Below are 20,661 nucleotides of genomic sequence, written 5' to 3'. Positions count from 1 at the left end.
CCTAGCTGCGCAGATACGCGGCCAGCGCCGCCTCGGTGCCGTCGTTCCAGATCAGCCGGAGCCAGCCCGCGAAGGCATCCGCAAAGCGCGGCTGCTCGCCCAGATCGCCGTAGAGCGCCTCCTGCTCGAGCCAGGCCTGCGGTCGTTCCCGCGCGACGGCGGCGACGGTCTGCAAACGGTCCCAGATCGGGTCGTTGGGCGCGATCTCGCTGCCGTCCTCGCGCGTGCCCTCGCACATTCGCGCCCAGAGCGCCTGGACCAGCGCCAGCCCCTCGACCGACGTCCCGGCCGCCAGCGCGTCGCGAATCACAGGATGCAGAAACCCCGTATGTCGCGACGCGCCGTCGAAGGCGACGCGGCGCACGGTGTCCACGATCCGCGCGTTCGAGAACCGGGCCGCCACCAGGTCGACATAGGCTTCGGGCGTCATGCCGGGCACCGGCGCGACATGGGGGACGATCTCCTCGAGCTCGACCTTGCGGAAGAGCGCGGCGATGGCCGGATGCGCCATGCAGCCCGCGATGGTCTCGATCCCCAACAGTTCGCCCGGATCGGCGATCACCTGGTGGCCCGCGTTGAGCAGGCGGATCTTCATCGCCTCGTAGGCATGGACATCCGACGAGAAGGTCGCACCCGCGTGGTCCCATGGCGGCCGCCCGGCGCAGAAATCATCCTCGATCACCCATTGGCGGAAGTTCTCGTGGGTCACCGGCGCGGCATCCGCAATCCCGAGGTCGCGCACGAGCGCCAGCTCGGCCGGGCCCGTCGCCGGGGCGATCGAATCGACCATCGCGTTGGGGAAGGTTGCGTGCGCGTCGATCCAGTCCGCGAGGTCGGGGTCCGAGTAGCGCGCCAGAGACACGACCGTCTGGCGCAGGATGTCGCCATTGCCCTGAAGATTGTCGCAGGACTGGCAGGTGAACGGCCCGTGGCCGGCATCGCGGCGACGGCGCAATGCCTCGATCATGGCGCCGAATGCGGTGCGGGGCGTCTCCGGATGGGCTGCGTCGTGTCGGATGTCGGGGTGGTCCGCATCGAAGCCCTTGGTGGCGGCGTCGATGAAATATCCACCTTCGGTCACCGTCAGCGAGACGATGCGGATATCGGGCTCGGCCATGCGGGCGATCAGGGGGCCATGGCCGTCGGTAAGTTCGACGAACTCGATCATCGGACCGATCACTTCCGCCGAGACGCCCTCGGGCGACAGCTCGATCAGCGTCGTCAGGCCGTCCTGCGCCAGAAGGCGTTCGCGCATCGCCGCATCGGCGGGGCGCACGCCCGCGCCGACAATGGCCCAGTCATGGGCCAGCCCGTCCTGCATCAGCCGGTGCAGATACCACGCCTGGTGCGCCCGGTGGAAATTGCCGAGCCCGATATGGACGATGCCCGCCGTCAGCGCCGCCCGATCATAGGTCGGGACGGACACGCCCGGCGGCAGGTCGCCCAGGGTCGCGTTCGACAGGGGCGTCAGCTCATCCACTGGCCACCGTCCACGTTGAAGCATTGCGAGACGACATAGTCGCTGTCGGCCGAGGCGAGGAAGACCGCCATCGGCGCGAGGTCGGAAGGCACGGCGAAGCGGCCCGCGGGCACCCCTGCCTCGACCTCGGCCTTCTTCTGGCCGGGGCGCTTGCCTTCGAGCCGCGCGAAGGTCGCGTCGACATGCACCCAGTGCTCGCCGTCGACGACGCCGGGCGCGATGGCGTTGACGTTGATCCCGTGACGGATGAGGTCGAGCCCCGCCGATTGCGTCATCGAGATGACCGCGGCCTTGGTCGAGCAATAGACCAGCACCAGCGGCTCGCCCCGGCGGCCTGCCTGGCTGGCCATGTTGATGATCTTGCCGCCATGTCCTTGTGCGATCATCTGGCGCGCGGCGGCCTGCATGGTGAAGAGCGTGCCCGCCACGTTCACCGCGTAGAGCCGGTCATAGGTCGCCCGCGTGATGTCCACGGTCTCGGAGGCATCGAAGAGGGCGGCGTTATTGACGAGGATGTCGAGCTTCCCCGCGCGGTCCACGACCGTGGTAACGGCTGCATCGATGCTCCGCTGGTCGCTCACGTCGATCTCGACGGCATAGGCGCCGTGGCCGATCTCGGTCGCCGTGGCCTCGGCGGCGGCGCGGTCGATATCGGCGACGGCCACGGTCGCACCCTCGGCCGCGTAGGCCATCGCGAAGCCACGCCCGATGCCGCGCGCCGCACCCGTGATCAGGGCGGATCGTCCGTCGAGCTTCATGCCAGCCGCAGGCCTTGCGCGTCGAAGCGGTGAATCTTGTCGGCCTCGGGCGTGAGATAGACCGTATCGCCGTGCCGCAGGTCGATCTCGCCGCCCGCGCGGACGGTGATCGTCTCGGCCAGACCCGTGTCGTGGACATGGAGGAACGTGTCCGACCCCAGATGCTCCGACAGGCCGACCCGCCCGCGCCACGATCCGTCCGAGCCGGTGGCCGAGGGCATCAGGTGCTCGGGGCGAACGCCGATCGTATGGGCGCCGTGCCTGGCGGCTTCGGGCCCCTCGAAGAGGTTCATGGTCGGCGAGCCGATGAAGCCCGCGACGAAGAGGTTGCGCGGCGTGCGGTAGAGCTCCAGCGGCGAGCCGACCTGTTCGATATGCCCGGCGCGCAACACGACGATCTTGTCGGCCATGGTCATGGCCTCGATCTGGTCGTGGGTGACGTAGATCATCGTCGTGGCCAGCGACTTGTGCAGCTCGCCGATCTCGACCCGCATCCCGTGGCGAAGGGCGGCGTCGAGGTTCGAGAGCGGCTCGTCGAAGAGGAAGGCCGCCGGCTCCCGCACGATGGCGCGGCCGATGGCGACCCGCTGGCGCTGGCCGCCCGAGAGCTGTCCTGGGCGGCGGTCGAGATAGTCGGTGAGGTTCAGGATGTTGGCCGCGTGCGCGACGCGCTTGTCCTGCTCGGCCTTGTCCATCTTGGCCATGCGCATCGGGAAGGCGATATTCTTGCGCACCGACATGTGCGGGTAGAGCGCGTAGGACTGGAACACCATCGCGAGGCCGCGCTTGGCGGGCGGAACGGTCGAGACATTGCGCCCGTCGATCTCGATATCCCCGCCGGTGACGTCCTCGAGCCCGGCAATCAGGCGCAAGAGCGTGGACTTGCCGCAGCCCGATGGCCCGACGAAGACGACGAACTCGCCATCCTCGATCTCGAGGTTGAGGGGCGGGATGACCTCGACGTCGCCGAAGCTTTTCGTCACGCCCTGCAATGTGATGCGACCCATATCGGTCTCCTTACTTGACGGCGCCGAAGGTGAGACCCCGGACAAGTTGCTTCTGGCTGAACCAGCCCATGATGAGGATCGGCGCGATGGCCATGGTCGACGCGGCCGAGAGCTTGGCGAAGAAGAGCCCCTCGGGCGACGAATAGCTGGCGATGAATGCGGTCAGCGGCGCGGCGTTCGCGGCCGTCAGGTTCAGCGTCCAGAACGCCTCGTTCCACGCGAGGATGAAGTTCAGGAGCAGCGTCGAGGCGATGCCCGGCACCGCCATCGGCGTCAGCACGTAAAGGATCTCGGATTTGAGGCCCGCCCCGTCCATCCGCGCGGCTTCGAGGATCTCGGACGGAATCTCGCGGAAATACGTATAGAGCATCCAGACGATGATCGGCAGGTTGATCAGCATCAGGATCACGACGAGGGCGATCCGGCTGTCGAGGATGCCGAACTCGATGCAAATGAGGTAGATCGGGTAGAGCACGCCGATCGCCGGCAGCATCTTGGTCGAGAGCATCCAGAGCAGGATGTCCTTGGTGCGCTTCGACGGCACGAAGGCCATCGACCACGCGGCGGGGACCGCCACCAGCACCCCGAGAATGGTCGATCCGCCCGCGATGATGATGCTGTTCCAGAGGAACTTCATGTAGTCGGACCGCTCCTGCACAACCTCGTAATTCTCGAGCGTCCAGTCGAAGGCGATGAAGTTCGGCGGCGAGGCAATGGCCTCGGCCTCGGTCTTGAAGCTGGTCAGGATCGTCCAGAGGATCGGGAAGAACAGCAGAAGACCGATCCCCCAGGCGAGGAGGGAGACGATCGCCTTGCGGCGAGGCGTGACGGCGCGGGCCATGTCTGTGTCTCCTCAGTCGAGATTCTTGCCGACGATCCGCATCAGGAAGATCGCGACGATGTTGGCGAGGATGACGGCGAAGATGCCGCCCGCGGAGCCGAGGCCGACATTCTGGCTCTCGAGGACGCGCTGGAACACGAGGTACGACAGCGTCCGCGTCCCGAAGGCGCCGCCGGTGGTGACGAAGATCTCGGCGAAGACCGCCAGCAGGAAGATCGTCTGGATCAGGATCACGATGGTGATCGCGCGCCCCAGATGCGGCAGGATCAGGTGCCAGAACCGCGCGAGCGGCGGCGCGCCATCCATCTCGGCGGCCTCCAGTTGCTCGGAATCGAGCGACTGGATCGCGGTCAGCAGGATCAGCGTCGCAAACGGCAGCCATTGCCATGACAGGATCAGGATCAGCGACAGGAGCGGCGATTGCGACAGGAAGTCGTGAGGCGTCGCGCCGAAGAAGCGCCAGACATGGCTGAGGACGCCGTTGGTCGGGTCCATCATCATGTTCTTCCAGACCAGCGCGGACACGGTCGGCATGATGAAGAAGGGCGAGATGACGAGGATCCGGACAATGCCCTGGCCGAAGATCTCCTCGTTCAGGAGCATCGCCAGCAGGATGCCCAGCGTCACGGTGATCGCCAGCACCGCACTCACGAGGATGAGCGTCGTCCAGACCGAGTCGAGGAAAGCCGAGGAGCTGACGAAGCGGACGTAGTTGTCGAAGCCGATCCACGGCTCGAACACGCCGCGCAGCGGGCGGTAATCGGCGAAGGAGAAGTAGAGCGTCATGCACAGCGGCACGAGCATCCAGCCCAGGAGCAGCGTGACCGCGGGTGCCATCATAAGGCGGGCGGCGGATCGGGAATGGGCTGTGGCCATGTCGGTCTCCTCCTTGGGCGGCGCCCGGCATGGGTGCGAAGCCGTCGGGATGCGATGGGGATGCGGCCGGCGCGAGGTCGGCGGCCATCATCCGGATCCGGGGGGCGGCGCGCGGCCGCCCCCCGTGGTCGAGATCAGTAGCCTGCGGCTTCCATCTCTTCGGTGGTGATGGCCTGCGCCTTCTCGAGCGCTTCCTCGACGGTCTGCTGACCGGCATAGGCGGCCGAGAGCTCCTGGCTGACCTGGGTCCAGATACCGGCCCATTCGGGGATCGCGGCGAACTGGATGCCGACATACGGCACCGGGTCGACGGTCGGGTTGTTCGGGTCGGCCGACAGGATCGAGTCCAGGGTCATCTGCGCGAAGGGCACGGTCTGGTACTCGGGGTTGTCATAGAGCGACTGGCGCGCACCCGGCGGCACGTTGGCCCAGCCCTCGTTGGCGGCGACCATCTCGATATAGGCGGTCCCGGTGGCCCACTCGATGAACTCCTTGGCGGCGGCTTCCTTCTGCGTGCCGGCCGGGATGCCCAGCGCCCAGGCCCAGAGCCAGTTCGAGCGCTTGCCGAGGCCGTTGTCGGGCGCCAGCGCGAAACCGACCGAATCCGCGACGGTCGAATCATCGGGATTGGTCACGAAGGACGCGGCGACGGTCGCGTCGATCCACATGCCGCACTTGCCCTGCTGGAACAGCGCGAGGTTCTCGTTGAAGCCGTTGGTCGCGTATCCGGCGGGGCCGGACTCGTCCATCATGTCCTTGAAGAAGTTGACCGTGGTGGCCCACTGCTCGCTGTCGAGTTGCGGGGTCCAGTCCTCGTCGAAGACGCGCGCGCCGAAGGAGTTGGCCATCGAATTGATGAACGCGCCGCCTTCGCCCCAGCCGGCCTTGCCGCGCAGGCAGATGCCGTTGATCTCGGCGTCGCGATCGGTCATCGCCGCGGCCGCTTCGCGGATGAAGTCCCAGGTCGGCGCATCCGGCATCTCGAGGCCCGCGGCCTCCATCAGGTCGGTGCGGTACATCACCATCGAGGATTCGCCGTAGAACGGCGCGGCATAGAGCGTGCCGTCATGCGACAGGCCACCGGCCATCGCGGGCAGGATGTCGTCCACGTTGTACTCGGCAGACAGGTCGTCGAGCGGGATCAGCCAGCCGGCGGCGCCCCAGATCGGCGCTTCGTACATGCCGATCGTCATCAGGTCGAAGGCGCCGCCCTTGGTGGTGATGTCGGTGGTGACGCGCTGGCGCAGCACGTTCTCCTCGAGCGTCACCCATTCGACGCTGTGGCCGGTCTTCTCGGTGAAATCGTCGGTGTAGCCCTGCATGCGGATCATGTCGCCGTTGTTCACGGTGGCGATGGTCAGCGTGGTGGCATGGCCGTCGGCGAAGGCCGACCCCGCGACGAGCGCAAGGGCCGACGCGCCGGTAAGCGCGTACTTGATGGTCATTGGTGTCCTCCCTGGACGTCTGGTTGGGGGCGAACGTCTGCGCCCTCGCATGCAAGGCTACCCAGCCCTCCCGAGACCTGTCAACGAAAATTCTTTACCCGCGTAAAGTTTACATCGGGAAGTTTCGTCAGGCAGAGTGCCGTAAGATTAGGCGCGCCGCGAACAGGGATTCGGTCCGCGCCGCGAAGCGTCCGCCGCTCGCGATCAACTCGAAAAGCGCCTCGACGCTGCGGTTCGAGACGGCCTCGTAATCATGGGCCACGGTCGTCAGCGCGGGGCTGGTGTATCGGGAGAACGGATGGTCGTCGTGGGACGCGATCCGCAATGCGCATCCCGTCCCCCGGCCGACCTTCAGGCCGGATTCGTAGCAGGCCGACAGGAGCCCGATCGCAAGCCGGTCGTTGCTGCACAGGATGGTTCTGGACGGCAGCGACCGATCGGCGATGGCCGCCATCCCCGCCTCGTAGCCGATCTGCTCGAACCCCCAGCCGGTGCCCTCGATGCGCACGAGATGCGGCTCCAGTCCATGCCGTTCCATCGCGGCCAGATAGGCCAACCTTCGCTTGTTGGCGTTCGGGTTCGCGGGATGCGCCATCTCGAAGAGGCAAGGTGGCTCTCCCGTCGCCACCAGGTAGTCGACGCTCTGGTTGACGAAGCTGTAATTGTCGGACCCCACGAAAGCTTCTCCCAAGCCTTCGATATTGCTGTCGAACAGGACGGTGGGCACATCCGCGCAGAACCGCTCGGCAGCGGTGCGGTCGGTGATCCGACCCAGCGGTGCCAGTAGAACGCCCGCGGGCTTCAGCGATCGAAGGCTATCGAGGATCTGGACCTCGAGCTGCGCGTCGCCGTGGGAGCTGAAAAGCAGCGGAGAGAAGCCGCCATCGATGCAGCGCCGCTCGATATTGCGCGCCATCTCGGCAAAGAACGGGTCGGCGAGATAGGGCACAACGATGCCGACGGTCTTGGTCAGACGGCGGTTCTGGTTGATGGCGTAGATGTTGGGGCTGTAATCGTAGGTCTCGAGCGCCTGCTCGATTTTCGCACGCGTCGATTTTCGCACGCTGTCCGGGTCGTGGAAATATTTCGAGATCGTTGGCCGCGAGATCCCGCTGACGCGGGCAAAGGCTTCCATGTTCGGGATTTTTTCCGGTGCCATACGAAGGGTCCGATGCGTGGATCAGTCGACCGGTCCGCGGAATCGGCAAGGGAAATGCCACACGCGCCGTGTCTAATTTTACATTAGGAAAGTTTCGACCGGGCGGTCAACCGAACCGCCGCTCACCCGTCATCCGGCGAATCGCCGTCGCGCGCGGCGGCAGCCCGTGCGCTGGCCCAACGGTCCACCCATGTCAGCCCGATCAGCGCGAGGCCCAGCGCAAGGAACGCCGTGACCCGGAAGAGCCCGCCCAACGCGGCTGCATCCACGAGGAAGACCTTCGCGACCGTCGCACCCAGCACAAGCGTGCCCGCACGTCGCAGCGTAGGCGCGCCGCGCGCCAGTCCCTGCCAGAAGAGCACCGCGCCCAGCACGATCAGCGCCACGGTGTAGACGACCATCTCGGACGAGGCGATGCCGTCGTCGATCGACATCTCGCCCGCGCCGCGGATCGCGTGGCGGATGGCGAGAATGCCCCAATAGGCCGCCGTCGCGAGGCCTGCGCCCTTGAGGATGCGACGTCCGAACCCGCCGTCCCATCACCAGAAGGGCCACAGCCGGGACGAGATAGGCGGGGATCAGCGTGTTGAGCACGGGCGGGCCCGCGACCGGCTGGCTGAAGACGCCCACGAGCGGCGAGATGAGCGTCGCACCGACCAAGAGCGCGCCGAGGCCCAGAATGCCGAACAGCACCGCAACCGCGAGACGGGGCCGTCTGAGACCGCTCCGCCGGCGGACGAGTTCGAGTTGCGTCGCGGCCAGTCCGAACCAGATCGTCGTGATGAGGCCCGCCGTCGCGTGGCCGGTGTCGATGTCGAGCGCCTCCATGCCGCGGATCAACCACGCCGTCAGCGTGAAACCGGCCACCCCGAGCGCGGCCATCTCGGCCACGTCGGCGGCGGCGGATGCCGGGCGCGGGAGGCCCGTCAGCTGTCCGCGTGCAAGCCAGAAGAGGATCGCGGGCAGGGCCATCGCGGCGGAGGCTTCGAGGATCGGTCCGGTCTCGATGTGCCAGGCGAGGCCCGGATCGGCCATCAGGCGCCATGTCACAAAGGGCGCGGCGAGGATGACGAACCAGCCGAGTTCCGGCAGGGACAGGCGGCGCGCCAGCCACGCCGCGCCGAAGGCGAGCCCCGCGACAGCGACGGTCAGGGCGGTGTCACCGATCAGCCATCCGAGCCCGTAGCCGATCAGCGTCGTTGCCATGAGGCCCGCAATGGCCACTGAACGCCGCGCCCCGGCCCGCGCCCAGAGCGCCGCGGCCCCTGTCAGCGCTGCCGCCGCCGCCATCGCGATCAGCGCCCAAGGGTAGGCGCCCAGGATCGCGGGCGCGTTCGCCGTGACATGCAGCAGGAGGCCCATTGCCGGGAACGTGATCACAGCCCCGAGCGCCCAAGGCGTGCTCCAGGTCGGAGCCCGGTCTCGGCTGCGCAGGAAGGCCACGACCGAGACGATCGCGCTGACGACCAGAAGCGCGAGGATGACGAAAGCGCCCTCGGGAAGACCCTCGGGCACGACATTCGGCTCGAGCGGTTCGGGCGTGCGCGCCCAGGCGAGTGGCGCCATCGCCAGGAGCGCCGCGACCGGCGGCAGAGCTTGGTCCTGGAGGGCACGGGCATGCCGGCCGAAGAGCGAGATCGCAAGGAATAGAGCCGCAGCAAGGCCCGCGCCGAGAAGGACATCCTGCCGGGCGAGGCCGTAGGCGACCAGTGATCCGATCGCGATCGTGGCCGCCGCCATGAGGGTCGACGGATCGGGCATCCGGCGACGCGTGAGCCATTCGGTGACCATCCGACCGGGATGGACCGGGACGCTGCGCCCGGCGGGGAAGGTGAGCGCAAGGAGCGTGATCACACCAATCGCGACCGTGTGAGCCGGCGCGCTGTCCGGGTCGGACGCGTGGATCAGGATCGAACCGCCGAGACCCGCGCCGAGCGCCAGCCAGGACACCCAGCGACCGGGCCAGCGGCGGACGGCGTCGATGGCGAGCCCGAGCAGGGCCAGCGCGGCATAGTAGCCGTGGAGCAGCGACAGATCCTCGCCACCACCGCCAACCACGAAGGGCGAGAGCGCGCCGCCGATCAGACCGGTCGCGACGAGGACGGGGCCGTGGAACCAGCCGAGGACGACCGACAGGAGCGAAATCGCGACGATGGCGGTCAGACCCGCCAGCGGTCCGATGAGGCCGTAAAGATGGATCGCGCCGAGAACAGCACCATAGGCGGTCACGATGCCGGCCCCCGACAGCACCGACGGGATCCCGAGCGTCAGGGTGGCGCCGGATTCGGGCGCGTCGCCAAAGCGCTGCCGGATCACCTCGCCCGCGACGATCAGGGCCGCCGCGAACGCAAGCGCCGTGCCGATGCGCACGACGGGCGGGAAGACGCCCCGCTCGGCGCCGTACTGCACGAGGAAGATGCCCGCGAGGGCAAGGGACGCCGCGGCCGCCGCAAGGAACCAGTTCGCCGCAAGCCAAGCCGCGCCGCGGGTGAGGAGGCCGGGCGGCTGGGGGAGGACCGGCTCGGGCGGAGGCGCGGAGGCCTCGGCCGGGACGGGTTCGGGCCTAGGGGGCGTGGTCCATGGGTTCGGCGCGGCGACGGCCGGGTCGGGTGCGGTCGGCGCGGCGATCGGTTGGCGTGCGGGCGCCTCGGGTCGGTCGATCGCGGCGAGCGCGGCTTCGAGTGCCGCGATGCGGCGTCCCTGCCGGACAGAGCGCACGGCGAGTACGACGAGCCCGACCGGAATCGCGAGAAGGGCGGCGATGGCCCCGAGGGCGAAGGTCATCTCGAACATGCTGCGCGGCCCCGTCGTCTTCGACCCGAGGGCTAGCATCCCTTCCGGTCAGGGCACCAGAAGGACCTTCGGGGCGGCGACGGCCCCGGCACGGATATCCGCGAAGGCCTGTGCGCCTTCGGACAGGGGTCGCGTTTCGGTCCAGTCGAGCGGCCCGAGGCGGCCGTCGGTGATGGCCGCCACTGTCTCGCGGAAATCGGCGGCGGTGTAGGTATAGGTGCCGATGAAGGTGATCTCCTGCAGTGTCATGCGCCGGATATCGAGCCCGCCCTCGGCCTCGCCCAGCCCGATATGGCCGATCACGCCGCCGGGGCGCGCATGGGCCGAGGCCGTCGCGCGGGTTGCGGCATAACCGACGCCGTCGATGACGAGGTCGAACTGCGCGCCCGGATCGAGGTCGTTTGGCGCGATGGCGGTCTGGCGGCACGTCGTCTCGAGCGTGGCGCGGCGCGCGGCATTAGGCTCGAGAATGGTCACCGTCTCGACGCCTTGCGCGGCAAGCGACAGCGCGGCCCCCAGCCCGATGGCGCCGCCCCCGATGACCAGCGCGGTCGCAGCGGCGCCGTCCAGCGCGCCGCGGGCCAGGCGAACGGTGTGCCAGCCGCAAGCGATGGGTTCGGCCAGCGCGGCCTGTGCGAAGGCGGTGTCGTCGGGGATGGGGATGAGGTTCGCGCCCGGCATGGCGACGGCCTCGGCGAAGGCGCCCTCGCGGGGCGGCATCGAGATGATCTGGCGCGTCGCGCAGAGGTTGTCGCGGCCCGACCGGCAGGCGGGACAGGTGCCGCAGGTCACGAGCGGGTTGATCGTCACGCGTTCGCCGCGCCGGGGGCCGCCCTCGATCGTGCCCGCGGCCTCGTGCCCGAGGATGAGCGGTGTGGGCCGCCGTGCGTCATGGCCGAGATAGGCATGCATGTCCGACCCGCAGATGCCCGAGTGCGCGATCCGCACGAGATGGTGGCCGGGCGGGACCTGCGGGTCCGGCACCTCGCGGAGTGCGAGGGCCTCGGGCGCGGTCTGGACAAGGGCCTTCATGGCAACTCCTATTTCGCGGTGAAGCCGCCATCGACCATGAGCACCTGACCCGTCACGTAGGCGCAGGCGTCCGAGCAGAGGAACAGGAGCGGCCCGTCCATGTCCTCGGGGCGGCCGTTGCGGCCGATGCAGGTCTGGGCGGCGTTGCGCGCGGCGCGGTCGGGGTCGGCGAAGACGGCGGCTGTCAGCTCGGTTTCGAAGAAGCCGGGGCCGATAGCGTTGGCGGTGATGCCGTGCCGCGACCAGGCTTCGGCCATCGCGCGGGTGAGCTGGGCCACGCCGCCCTTGGACGCGCCGTAGGCCAGACCGGCAGGAAAGGCGCGCGTCGACTGGAGCGAAGCGAAGGTGACGATCCGACCCCAGCCCTTGCTGCGCATCGCGGGAACGAGCGCCAAGCTGAGGAAGAACGGCACCGCGAGATTGAGGTCGAGCGTCGCGTCCCAGGCCTCGCGGGTGACGTCGTCCGCGGCCTGCCGGGGGTTCAGGCCCGCCGCGTGGACCGCGATGTCGGGGGCGCCGAAGGGCGTTGCCGCCGCCCGCGCGAGGTCGGGTAGCGACGCGCGGTCGGTCAGGTCCCAGGGCAGGGGGGCAATGGCGCGGTCGGGGCCCTCGGCCACCAGCGCGTCCAGCGCCTCGGCCCGGCGGGCGACGGCGACGACGCGGGCGCCGGCGCGCGCGAGCGTCAGCGCGGCGCGGCGCCCGAGCCCCGAGGACGCACCGGTGACGAGGGCGACGTGGCCCGAAAGCTCGGGGGCGGGGACCATGTCAGCCCGTGGGGCTGAGGTCGAAATTCTCGCCCGGGAAGAACTTGGCGAGCCGGATGTCTGCGGCGCGGGCATGGCCCTCCATCCCCTCCAGCCGCGAGATGCGGGCGGTGGCGATGGCGACTTCGCGCGCCGCCTCGCGGGTAGAGCGCTGCCAGGTGACGATCTTCATGTACTTGTGGACCGAGAGGCCGCCCGTATAGGTCGCCGCGCGCGAGGTCGGCAGGACGTGGTTCGTGCCCGACGCCTTGTCGCCGAAGCTGACCGTCGTCTCCTCGCCGAGGAAGAGCGAGCCGTAGCAGGTGAGGCGATCCAGCCACCAGTCGAGATCCTCGCAAAGCACGGTCAGGTGCTCGGGCGCGTAGGCGTCCGATGTGGCGGCCATCTCCTCGCGGTTGGCGCAGAGGATCACTTCGGCGTAGTCGCGCCAAGCGGCGCGAGCGTTGTCGCGGTTCAGCTCGGGCAGGTCGTCGATCAGTTCGGGCACCAGCTCCATCACGCGGTCGGCCATGGCGCGGTCGTCGGTCACCAGCCAGACGGGCGAGTTGTAGCCGTGCTCGGCCTGGCTCACGAGGTCGGTGGCGGCGATCATCGGGTCGGCGTCCTTGTCGGCGAGCACCAGCGAATCCGTCGGGCCCGCGATCATGTCGATGCCGACGCGTCCGAAGAGGATGCGCTTGGCCTCGGCGACGAACTGGTTGCCGGGCCCGACGAGGATGTTGGCCTTGGGGAGGCCGAACAACCCGAAGGTCATCGCCGCCACGCCCTGGACGCCGCCCATGGCGAGGATCTTGTCGGCGCCGCAGATATGCGCGGCGTAGACGATGGCGGGCGCGATGCCGATGCCGGGCCGGGGCGGCGAGGCGACGGCGATGTGGTTGCAGCCCGCGACCTTGGCGGTGGTGACCGTCATGACGGCCGAGGCGATGTGGCTGTAGCGGCCGCCGGGCACGTAGCAGCCCGCGGCATCGACCGGGATCGCCTTCTGTCCTGCGACGAGGCCCGGGATGATCTCGACCTCGACATCGCTGACGGTCGCCTTCTGCGCCTCGGCGAATTTCTTCACGTTGGCATGAGCGAACCGGATATCGGCCTTCAGCTTCTCGGGGACCTGCGCGATGGCCGCGTCGATTTCCTCGGCGGTGAGGAGGACGTTGCCCTCGTAGCGGTCGAACTTGGCGGCGTAGTCCATCGCGACGGCGTCGCCACCCGCCTCGATCGCGTCGAGGATGCCCTTGACCGTCTCGTGCACGTCGGAGGCGTCCGAAGTCGCGGTGAGGGTGGCCTTCTTGAGATATTCGATGGGCATGTCGGACCTCACTTGTAGATGTCGGGCAGGAGCGCGGTGGAGATCGGCGGATAGAGCGCGATGATCAACGTCACGATCAGCATGAAGAACACGAAGGGAATGGCGCGCCATGCGATCTTGAGGATCGACTCGCCCGTGATCCCGGACACCACGAAGAGGTTGAGGCCAAGGGGCGGCGTGATGAAACCGACGCCCAGCGCGGTGATCATCATGATGCAGAACTGGATCTCGTTCATGCCGATATTGTCGGCCAGCGGCTTCAGGATCGGCGCGAGGATGACGATGTTCGGCGTCGTCTCCATGACGCAGCCGGCAGCGATCAGGATGCCGACCATCAGGAGGATCAGGAGCGTCGGATCTTCGGTCAGCGAGGTGACGGCGGTCACGAAGCCCTGCGGCACGCCCATGATCGCGAGCGCCTGCGCGAGCGGCAGGGAGAAGGCGATGATGGGCAGGATGACGCCGTTGACCTTGGCCGAGGAGACCAGCATCGCCGGGAAATCCGACAGCTTCAGGGTGCGCAGGCCGAAACCCATCAGGATCGTCACGACAACGGCCACGGCGCCGGCTTCGGTCGGGGTCAGGCGCCCCGAGAAGATGCCGTAGAAGATGATGCCGGGGACGATGAAGGCGTACCAGCCCGACTTCAGCGCCCGACCCAGATTGGCGGCCCATTCGCCCGTGGTCAGGATGCCGCCGCCCTCCCAGAGGTTGAGGCGGTTCATGACGATGTTGGTCACGAGAATCGACACGAGGATGCAGAGGCCGGGGATCAGCGCGGCGAGGAACAGCGTCGAGGCCGAAATGCCGAGGACGAGGCCGATGATGATATAGGCGATCGAAGGCGGGATGAGGATGCCGGTACAGGCACCCGCGGCGACGAGGGCGCAGGCATAGGGCCGGGGGTAGCCGCTCTCGACCAGGCGGTCGATCGTCATCCGACCGACGGCGGCCGCGCCCGCGGCGTCCGAGCCCGAGATGGCGGCGAACATGCCGCAGACGAGGACCGTGGCCGAGCCGAAGCCGCCCTTGGCCCAGCAGGTCAGAGCCTCGGCCACGTCGAGGAACTTGCGGCTGAGGCCGGTCCGCACCAGCACGTCGCCCGTCAGGATGAAGAGCGGCACGGCCGTCAGCGCGAAGTGGTCGATCCCGTGAAACAGGCTCTCGCCCACGAGGCTGAGCGGCAGCGCGCCGGAGAGCATGAGCATCGAGATGGCGGCGACGCCGATCGCGGCCCAAACGGGCACGGCGAGGGCGACGAGCAGGACGAAGAGGATCACGGGAACGTAGAAGTCCCATCCCAGGATGACCGTCTGTTCCTGAAGCTGGTTCCAGAGCATGGCGCGTCCCCTCAGTCGAAGAGCTTGTCACCCTCGTAGACGGCGCGTCCGTCCCGAAGGTCGCGCAGATCGCGCAGGAAGGATTGGATGAGCCGGAACATCATCAGGCCGAAGCCGATGGGGACCGCCATCAGGAACCAGACCTGGCTGATGCGCAGGCCGTGGGTCACCGAGCCGAACTTGGCCGAGACGAGCGCCGTCTCCAGAGACCAGTAAAAGGCGATGGCCGCGACGAAGAACATCACGAGGTCGCCGAGGATGTAGAGCGCCGCCTTCACGCGCGGCGGGACGTAGTTCATCAGCACGTCGATGCGGATATGGCCGCGTTCGCGGACGGCGGCGGCGGCCCCGATCCAGGCGAGATAGATGAAGCTGTAGCGGACGATCTCCTCGCCCCAGATCGAGGAGTAGGAGAAGACCTCGCGGCGGACGACTTCGATGAACATCGTGCCGACGAGCATCACGTAGAAGACCAGAAGCGCCCAGCGTTCGGCGTTCTTGTCGAGGGCCTGAATGATCGGTCGCATGGCGCGTCCTTCGGGCAGTGGGGTGGGGTGCGCGGCCCCGGATCGGGGGCCGCGCGTCAGGTGCGAGGTGGCGCCGATCAGGCGTCGTGCACGTAGTAGCGGCCTTGGGTTCCGGCGGCTTCCTCGAGCTTGGCGAAGGTGTCCATCGACCCCGCCAGCTCCATCTTGAAGCTGTCCCAGTCGGAATTCTGGTAGCCGCCGGCATCCTGCCATTCGGCCAGCTGATCGTCGCTGAGGCTGTGGAACTCCACGTTGGCCTTCATCAGCTCGGCCATGGCATAGGCGCGGGCCGAGGGGACCTTGGCGAGGTTCTGGTGCCGCGAGAACTCCGAGGCCTCCATAATGCCGTCCTGCACATCGGCGGGCATCGAGTTGAACCACTCGAGGTTGCACGAATAGACCTGACTGTCCGGGACCGCCTGCGTGAAGGTGACGTGGCTCAGGATGTCCTTGAAGCCGAACACGTAGAGCGCACCGACCGAAGGATCGAGCGCGTCGGCCACGCCCTGCTTGATCGCCGAGGGCGTCTCGCCCCAGGCCACCGGCGTCGGGTTGGCGCCGACCATGCGATAGTACTGCTGCAGCATCTCCGAGCCGGGCACGCGGAACTTCACGCCCGAAAGGTCGCTCGGCGTCAGCACGGGACCGGCGCCACCGGCGCGGACCGCGACGACCCGCGGGTCGATATTGACGTAGAAGAGCGGCTTGAAGCCGGCTTCCTCGACCTTGGGGTTCACTTCCTGCGCCCAGACATCCGAATGCACGAGGTTGGTGAACCGCTGATTGGAGCCGCAGAGATACGGCATGTTGATCAGGTCGGTGATCGGCGCGAAGGGCGCGAAGTTCGAGATCGAGTGCTGCGCGGCCTGGATGGTGCCGCCCTGCACGGCCTGCACCAGCGCGCCGCCCGCCCCGAGCTGACCGCCGGGGGCCAGCTTGACGTAGACCTTGCCGCCGGTGGAGTTCTGGATGTTCTCCTTGAGGTCGAGCTGCATGATCGGATAGCTGCGCGACGCGCCGAGCACGTAGGCCGTCGCGATCGTCATGGTGTGTTCGGCGGCGGCTTCGCGCTCGCGCTCCTCGTTCTGGGTCTGGGCCACGGCGGCGTCGGACCACAGAAGGCCCGCGCCCCCCGCGACCATCGCGGCGGTGAACGCACCGGTCCCCGTCAGCTTGAGAAAATTGCGGCGCTCGGCGGAGGCCAGCTCGTCGCGTTTGGTGTCCATCTCGTTCCTCCCTGGTGGATGGTTGGGTCGTCAGTCGTCGTCCGGTCGCGCCTTGGCCTTGGCATCTGCCTCGCGCCGCAGGATCGCGACGGTGAACGCCACGGCCGCGGTCAGCAGCAGCAGCATTTCGGCCACGTTGCCCAAGGGTGCGTCCCCCGCGACCGAGCCCATGACCACGTTGGTCACGAAGGCTGCGAGGAAAATCGCTGCGATGATGAGTGCCATTCCGAAGCCCTCCCAAGCGTCGGTGGTGACCGGTCGGTCGCCCCGATGAAAGCGCTTTCATAAGATTCGTGCAAGCGCTTTCATCAATCGGTGGCGTTTCTTTGTGCGGCGGGCGAACATGCGCGTGGAGGAATCTCATGTTTTCAGAATCGTGCATATGAATGCCGACCCCCCGGCCAAGCTGGCGGATGTCGCCCTGCGCGCCGGCGTGTCGGCGGCGACGGTCTCGCGCTGCCTGAATGCGCCTGACCGGGTGTCGCCGGGAACGCGGGCGCGGGTGCTCGATGCGGTCGCGGCGCTGGGCTACGCGCCCAATACGGCGGCCCGTGCGCTTGCCGCGCGGCGATCTGGCATGATCGGCGCCGTAATCCCCACCATGGAGAACGCGATCTTCGCGCGCGGCCTGCAGGCGTTTCAGGAGGAACTCGACGCGCGGGGCTACACGCTTCTGGTTGCGTCCTCTTCCTACCGCGAGGCGCTCGAGGCCGAGCAGATTCGGACGCTGGCCGCGCGGGGGACCGACGGTCTTCTGTTGATCGGCCACCACCGCGACCCGGCCGTGACCGAGGTGCTGGCGGCGCGGGGCATTCCCGCGCTGGTCGCATGGGCCCATGATCCGGGACCCGGCCGCCTGCCGGCGATCGGCTTCGACAACGCCGCCGCAATGGCGCGGCTGGCGCGCGCCGTTCTGGACGAGGGGCACCGCCGGATCGGTGTGATCTCGGCCGACACCGTGGGCAACGACCGGGCGCGCGACCGTCTGGCCGGCATCCGCCGGATGCTGGCGGCGGCGGGCGCGCCCTTGGCGCCGGAGCTCTGCATCGAGACGATCTACGGTGTCGCCGAGGGGGGCGTGGCCTTCGACGCGCTGATGAACTGCGCGACCCCGCCAACGGCCGTGATGTGCGGCAACGACGTGTTGGCGGTGGGAGCGATGCGCGCGGCACGGCTGCGCGGTCTGTCGGTGCCGCGGGACGTATCGATCACCGGCTTCGACGATATCGATCTGGCCACCGTGGCCGATCCGCCGCTGACGACGGTTCACGTCCCCCACCGCGAGATGGGGCGCCGCGCGGCCGGGCTGCTGGTGGACATGGTGGGTGCGCGCACGATCGACGGACCCTCGGTCGAGCTGGAGGCGACGGTGGTGCTGCGGGGAACGTTGGGGCCGGTGCCGGGCTGAGGGGCCCGTCAGACCGAGACGTCGGCCAGCACGTCCTCCCGCGAGGCCCCGACGCGCGCCTCGTCGCGCAGGACCGAGCCGCGCCGGAGCGCGACGATGCGATCCGCGAGACCCCACGCGAAGTCGAACCGCTGCTCGACCAGCACGATGGCCATGTCGCCCCGATCCCTCAGCCCTGCGACCACGCGCCCGATCTGGGCTATGATATTGGGCTGGATGCCCTCGGTCGGCTCGTCGAGCAGAAGGACGCGGGGCCGCGTTACCAGTGCCCGCGCAATGGCGAGCTGCTGTTGCTGCCCGCCCGAGAGGTCGCCGCCGCGCCGCCCCCGCATCTCCTTGAGGACCGGAAACAGGTCGTAGATCTCGTCATCCACGCGGCGCGCGTCCTTGGGTAGGCACGCAAAGGCGGTGGCGAGGTTCTCGGCCACGGTGAGCTGCGGGAAGACTTCGCGCCCCTGCGGCACGTAGGCGATGCCCGCGCGCGCCCGGTCGCGCGCGCCGGGCGGCAAGACAGCGCCGTCCAGCGTCACGGTCCCGCCCGCGGGATGCCGCCCCGCGATGGCCTTCAGAAGCGAGGTCTTGCCCGTCCCGTTCAACCCCATGACGCAAGTGATGCGTCCGGTCTCGGCTACGAGATCGATGCCGTGGAGGATCCGGCTGCCGCCGTAGTCGAGGGTGATGCCGCGCGCCTCAAGCATCGGCGGCCTCGGGGCGTCCTAGATAGACGTCGATGACGCGGCTGTCGGCGCAGACGTGGTCGAGCGACCCCTCGGCCAGTGCGCGCCCTTCGTGAAGGACCGTCACCCGGCAATCGAGGCGGCGCACGAACTCCATGTCATGCTCGATCACGACGACGGCGCGGGTCTTCGCGGCCTCCTTCAGCATGGCTGTCGTCCGCTCGCGCTCGGCTGCGGTCATGCCAGCGGCGGGTTCATCCACCAGCAGCAGCCGCGGCTCCTGCGCAAGCAGCATGCCGATCTCGAGCCATTGTTTCTGGCCATGGGACAGGATCGCCGCGCGGTCGTCCAGCCGGGCGGCGAGCCCGACGCGGTTCGCGATCTCGGTGGTGCGCTCGCCCATTGGCGGGCGGCGGGTCAGAACCGTGAAGGGCGCGCGGGGCGAGGCGAGCGCCATGGCGAGGTTCTCGGCCACGGTCTGGTCCTCGAAGACGGTGGGCTTCTGGAACTTCCGCCCGATGCCCGCGCGGGCGATGCGCGCCTCGGACATGCGGGTCAGGTCGCGCGACAGCTCGCCGTAGCGGATGGAGCCGCTATCGGGCCGGGTCTTGCCGGTCACGAGGTCCATGAAGGTCGTCTTGCCCGCGCCGTTCGGGCCGATGATGGCGCGCAGTTCCGGCTCGCCCACCGAGAAGGAGAGATTGTCGATGGCCTTGAAGCCGTCGAAGCTCTTGGTGACGCCGGACACCTCGAGAAGCGCGCTCATGGCTGTTCCTCCTCGGCTCGTCGTGATCCGACATCCGGTCCGAAATCGCCCTGGCGCGTGCGCGCCGCGCGGCGGTCGGTCCAGAGATCGACCAGCCCGCCGAGGCCCTTGGGCGCGAAAAGCGTGACGAGCACGAAGCTGAGGCCCAACAGCACGAGCCACCAGTCGGTCCAGCGGATTTCGTAGAAGCCGAGATCGATATCGGGTGCGCCGCCGCCGGTGAACCACGACGAGGCCAGCGACACGACCGCCGCCCCGATCACCGCGCCATAGAGCCGTCCGCGCCCGCCTATGGCGACCCAGACGGGGAGGTAGATCGACGCGATGGGCGCGATCTCGGCCGGGTTCACGATGCCCGCCTGCGGATAGTAGAGCGCCCCCGCCAGCCCCGTGACCATTGCGGTGCCGGTGAAGATGGCGAGCTTGTAATGCTCGACCTCGTAGCCAAGGAACCGGACCCGCGCCTCGTCGTCGCGAATGCCGCGCAGGACCGAGCCGAAACGGCCCGAGACCACCCAGACCGCGAGGAGGTAGCCGAGGCCCAGCGCCAGCGCCGAGGCCCAGAGGAACCAGAGCGAGATGACGCGCTGGGGCACGTCCGAGAGGCCGGGGATGTTCTGCAGCCCCGAGAGGCCGTTATTGCCGCGAAGGCCGCTGTCGTTCTGGAAGAGCCAAAGCGACAGCGCCAGCGTGCCCGCCTGCGTGAGGATCGAGAGATAGACGCCCGCGACCCGGCTGCGGAACGCCAGCCAGCCGAAGATCAACGCCATGAGACCGGGGACGAGCACCGCGAAGGCCAGTTGCAGCGGCAGCGACGACGCGAAGGCCCAGAGCCACGGGATCTCGGACGAGCCGACGACGCCGAAGATCTGCGTGCCGATGGCCTCTTCGAGTTCGAGGGGTGTCGGGGGCAGGGGCGCGCGGGCCAGCGTCTCGGCGACGATCCCCTCGGTCCGGTCCCACATCAGCCACATGCCGATCGCGTAGCCGCCGATCCCGAAGAACGCGAAATGTCCGAGGCTGAGGATGCCGGTGTAGCCCCACACCAGGTCGAAGGCGAGTGCGGCGAGGCAGAGGCAGAGCGTCTTGCCCAGAAGCTTGACGAAGGAGGTCGAGACGAGCCCGGCCGAGGCCATCAGCGTGACCGCGATGGTCAGGAGCGCGAGCGCCGCGAGGACGACCATGACGTCTATGCGCGCCATGAGCGGGCGGCGCCGTGTTCCGGGCGTGGGAGGCGCGGAGGGTGCAGTCGC

18 protein-coding genes and 1 pseudogene are annotated in these 20,661 nt (G+C 68.4%); 1 reads left to right on the top strand and 18 read right to left on the bottom strand.

Annotated elements, in window-relative coordinates:
* Position 1: 1 nt before the first annotated feature.
* The 15 genes and pseudogenes from Q0833_RS16275 to Q0833_RS16205 form a co-directional block, all read right to left on the bottom strand.
* Complete coding sequence (locus Q0833_RS16275; protein WP_298437439.1) at positions 2–1,480, bottom strand: mannitol dehydrogenase family protein; 1,479 nt, start codon at positions 1,478–1,480, stop codon at positions 2–4.
* On the bottom strand, positions 1,468–2,238 hold the full coding sequence (locus tag Q0833_RS16270) for an L-iditol 2-dehydrogenase (RefSeq protein WP_298437436.1): 771 nt from the start codon (positions 2,236–2,238) through the stop codon (positions 1,468–1,470). Before Q0833_RS16270 ends, Q0833_RS16275 begins: the two co-directional genes overlap by 13 nt.
* Positions 2,235–3,245 carry an ABC transporter ATP-binding protein gene (locus Q0833_RS16265; protein WP_298437433.1) on the bottom strand — a complete coding sequence of 337 codons (1,011 nt, stop codon included), beginning with the start codon at positions 3,243–3,245 and terminating at the stop codon, positions 2,235–2,237. Before Q0833_RS16265 ends, Q0833_RS16270 begins: the two co-directional genes overlap by 4 nt.
* A gap of 10 nt (positions 3,246–3,255) precedes the next feature.
* Complete coding sequence (locus Q0833_RS16260) at positions 3,256–4,086, bottom strand: carbohydrate ABC transporter permease (RefSeq protein ID WP_298437430.1); 831 nt, start codon at positions 4,084–4,086, stop codon at positions 3,256–3,258.
* A 12-nt stretch (positions 4,087–4,098) separates the two neighbouring features.
* A complete protein-coding gene (locus Q0833_RS16255) occupies positions 4,099–4,962 on the bottom strand; it encodes a carbohydrate ABC transporter permease (RefSeq protein WP_298437427.1) in 864 nt (287 codons plus the stop codon).
* 134 nt (positions 4,963–5,096) lie between these two features.
* A complete protein-coding gene (locus tag Q0833_RS16250; RefSeq protein WP_298437424.1) occupies positions 5,097–6,407 on the bottom strand; it encodes a sugar ABC transporter substrate-binding protein in 1,311 nt (436 codons plus the stop codon).
* A gap of 127 nt (positions 6,408–6,534) precedes the next feature.
* Positions 6,535–7,566 (bottom strand): LacI family DNA-binding transcriptional regulator, encoded by a 1,032-nt coding sequence (locus tag Q0833_RS16245; RefSeq protein ID WP_298437421.1) that lies wholly within the window; start codon positions 7,564–7,566, stop codon positions 6,535–6,537.
* A 122-nt stretch (positions 7,567–7,688) separates the two neighbouring features.
* Positions 7,689–10,350: pseudogene (locus Q0833_RS16240) on the bottom strand (DUF2339 domain-containing protein).
* A gap of 57 nt (positions 10,351–10,407) precedes the next feature.
* The gene (locus tag Q0833_RS16235; RefSeq protein WP_298437416.1) at positions 10,408–11,391 is read right to left on the bottom strand and encodes an alcohol dehydrogenase catalytic domain-containing protein; all 984 of its coding nucleotides are present in this window, start codon (positions 11,389–11,391) and stop codon (positions 10,408–10,410) included.
* Between the two features lie 8 nt (positions 11,392–11,399).
* Positions 11,400–12,155, bottom strand: coding sequence for an SDR family oxidoreductase (locus Q0833_RS16230; RefSeq protein ID WP_298437412.1), 756 nt, complete (start codon positions 12,153–12,155; stop codon positions 11,400–11,402).
* A gap of 1 nt (position 12,156) precedes the next feature.
* A complete protein-coding gene (gene hisD, locus Q0833_RS16225) occupies positions 12,157–13,464 on the bottom strand; it encodes a histidinol dehydrogenase (protein ID WP_298437409.1) in 1,308 nt (435 codons plus the stop codon).
* 8 nt (positions 13,465–13,472) lie between these two features.
* A complete protein-coding gene (locus Q0833_RS16220; RefSeq protein WP_298437406.1) occupies positions 13,473–14,804 on the bottom strand; it encodes a TRAP transporter large permease in 1,332 nt (443 codons plus the stop codon).
* A gap of 11 nt (positions 14,805–14,815) precedes the next feature.
* On the bottom strand, positions 14,816–15,331 hold the full coding sequence (locus tag Q0833_RS16215) for a TRAP transporter small permease (protein WP_298437403.1): 516 nt from the start codon (positions 15,329–15,331) through the stop codon (positions 14,816–14,818).
* Between the two features lie 77 nt (positions 15,332–15,408).
* On the bottom strand, positions 15,409–16,557 hold the full coding sequence (locus tag Q0833_RS16210; RefSeq protein ID WP_298437400.1) for a TRAP transporter substrate-binding protein: 1,149 nt from the start codon (positions 16,555–16,557) through the stop codon (positions 15,409–15,411).
* Between the two features lie 30 nt (positions 16,558–16,587).
* On the bottom strand, positions 16,588–16,782 hold the full coding sequence (locus Q0833_RS16205; protein WP_298437396.1) for a hypothetical protein: 195 nt from the start codon (positions 16,780–16,782) through the stop codon (positions 16,588–16,590).
* 157 nt (positions 16,783–16,939) lie between these two features.
* Between Q0833_RS16205 and Q0833_RS16200 the strand changes: the two genes are divergently transcribed.
* Positions 16,940–17,965 (top strand): substrate-binding domain-containing protein, encoded by a 1,026-nt coding sequence (locus Q0833_RS16200; protein WP_298437393.1) that lies wholly within the window; start codon positions 16,940–16,942, stop codon positions 17,963–17,965.
* Between the two features lie 8 nt (positions 17,966–17,973).
* On the opposite strand, the gene urtE is transcribed toward Q0833_RS16200, so the two are convergent.
* From urtE to urtC, 3 genes are read right to left on the bottom strand one after another with little or no spacing between them, the layout of a single operon-like run.
* The gene (urtE, locus tag Q0833_RS16195; RefSeq protein WP_298437390.1) at positions 17,974–18,663 is read right to left on the bottom strand and encodes an urea ABC transporter ATP-binding subunit UrtE; all 690 of its coding nucleotides are present in this window, start codon (positions 18,661–18,663) and stop codon (positions 17,974–17,976) included.
* Positions 18,656–19,408 (bottom strand): urea ABC transporter ATP-binding protein UrtD, encoded by a 753-nt coding sequence (urtD, locus tag Q0833_RS16190; RefSeq protein WP_298437387.1) that lies wholly within the window; start codon positions 19,406–19,408, stop codon positions 18,656–18,658. The genes urtE and urtD overlap by 8 nt, the downstream gene beginning before the upstream one ends.
* The gene (gene urtC / locus Q0833_RS16185) at positions 19,405–20,610 is read right to left on the bottom strand and encodes an urea ABC transporter permease subunit UrtC (RefSeq protein ID WP_298437384.1); all 1,206 of its coding nucleotides are present in this window, start codon (positions 20,608–20,610) and stop codon (positions 19,405–19,407) included. Before urtC ends, urtD begins: the two co-directional genes overlap by 4 nt.
* Positions 20,611–20,661: the final 51 nt, after the last annotated feature.

The organism is uncultured Jannaschia sp. (assembly GCF_947503795.1).
Taxonomy (GTDB): Bacteria; Pseudomonadota; Alphaproteobacteria; order Rhodobacterales; family Rhodobacteraceae; genus Jannaschia.
Note: the sequence above shows the minus strand (reverse complement) of the source record. Positions and strands in the feature narration are given on the sequence as shown.

What these genes read in the sequence shown, in the direction of transcription:
- urtE (WP_298437390.1), bottom strand. Translation starts at nt 18,663, where the DNA reads ATGCTTGAGGCGCGCGGCATCACCCTCGACTACGGCGGCAGCCGGATC.
- Q0833_RS16250 (WP_298437424.1), bottom strand. Translation starts at nt 6,407, where the DNA reads ATGACCATCAAGTACGCGCTTACCGGCGCGTCGGCCCTTGCGCTCGTC.
- Q0833_RS16220 (WP_298437406.1), bottom strand. Translation starts at nt 14,804, where the DNA reads ATGCTCTGGAACCAGCTTCAGGAACAGACGGTCATCCTGGGATGGGAC.
- Q0833_RS16265 (WP_298437433.1), bottom strand. Translation starts at nt 3,245, where the DNA reads ATGGGTCGCATCACATTGCAGGGCGTGACGAAAAGCTTCGGCGACGTC.
- Q0833_RS16235 (WP_298437416.1), bottom strand. Translation starts at nt 11,391, where the DNA reads ATGAAGGCCCTTGTCCAGACCGCGCCCGAGGCCCTCGCACTCCGCGAG.
- Q0833_RS16255 (WP_298437427.1), bottom strand. Translation starts at nt 4,962, where the DNA reads ATGGCCACAGCCCATTCCCGATCCGCCGCCCGCCTTATGATGGCACCC.
- Q0833_RS16230 (WP_298437412.1), bottom strand. Translation starts at nt 12,155, where the DNA reads ATGGTCCCCGCCCCCGAGCTTTCGGGCCACGTCGCCCTCGTCACCGGT.
- Q0833_RS16215 (WP_298437403.1), bottom strand. Translation starts at nt 15,331, where the DNA reads ATGCGACCGATCATTCAGGCCCTCGACAAGAACGCCGAACGCTGGGCG.
- urtD (WP_298437387.1), bottom strand. Translation starts at nt 19,408, where the DNA reads ATGAGCGCGCTTCTCGAGGTGTCCGGCGTCACCAAGAGCTTCGACGGC.
- hisD (WP_298437409.1), bottom strand. Translation starts at nt 13,464, where the DNA reads ATGCCCATCGAATATCTCAAGAAGGCCACCCTCACCGCGACTTCGGAC.
- Q0833_RS16205 (WP_298437396.1), bottom strand. Translation starts at nt 16,782, where the DNA reads ATGGCACTCATCATCGCAGCGATTTTCCTCGCAGCCTTCGTGACCAAC.
- urtC (WP_298437384.1), bottom strand. Translation starts at nt 20,610, where the DNA reads ATGGCGCGCATAGACGTCATGGTCGTCCTCGCGGCGCTCGCGCTCCTG.
- Q0833_RS16260 (WP_298437430.1), bottom strand. Translation starts at nt 4,086, where the DNA reads ATGGCCCGCGCCGTCACGCCTCGCCGCAAGGCGATCGTCTCCCTCCTC.
- Q0833_RS16200 (WP_298437393.1), top strand. Translation starts at nt 16,940, where the DNA reads ATGAATGCCGACCCCCCGGCCAAGCTGGCGGATGTCGCCCTGCGCGCC.
- Q0833_RS16210 (WP_298437400.1), bottom strand. Translation starts at nt 16,557, where the DNA reads ATGGACACCAAACGCGACGAGCTGGCCTCCGCCGAGCGCCGCAATTTT.
- Q0833_RS16245 (WP_298437421.1), bottom strand. Translation starts at nt 7,566, where the DNA reads ATGGCACCGGAAAAAATCCCGAACATGGAAGCCTTTGCCCGCGTCAGC.
- Q0833_RS16270 (WP_298437436.1), bottom strand. Translation starts at nt 2,238, where the DNA reads ATGAAGCTCGACGGACGATCCGCCCTGATCACGGGTGCGGCGCGCGGC.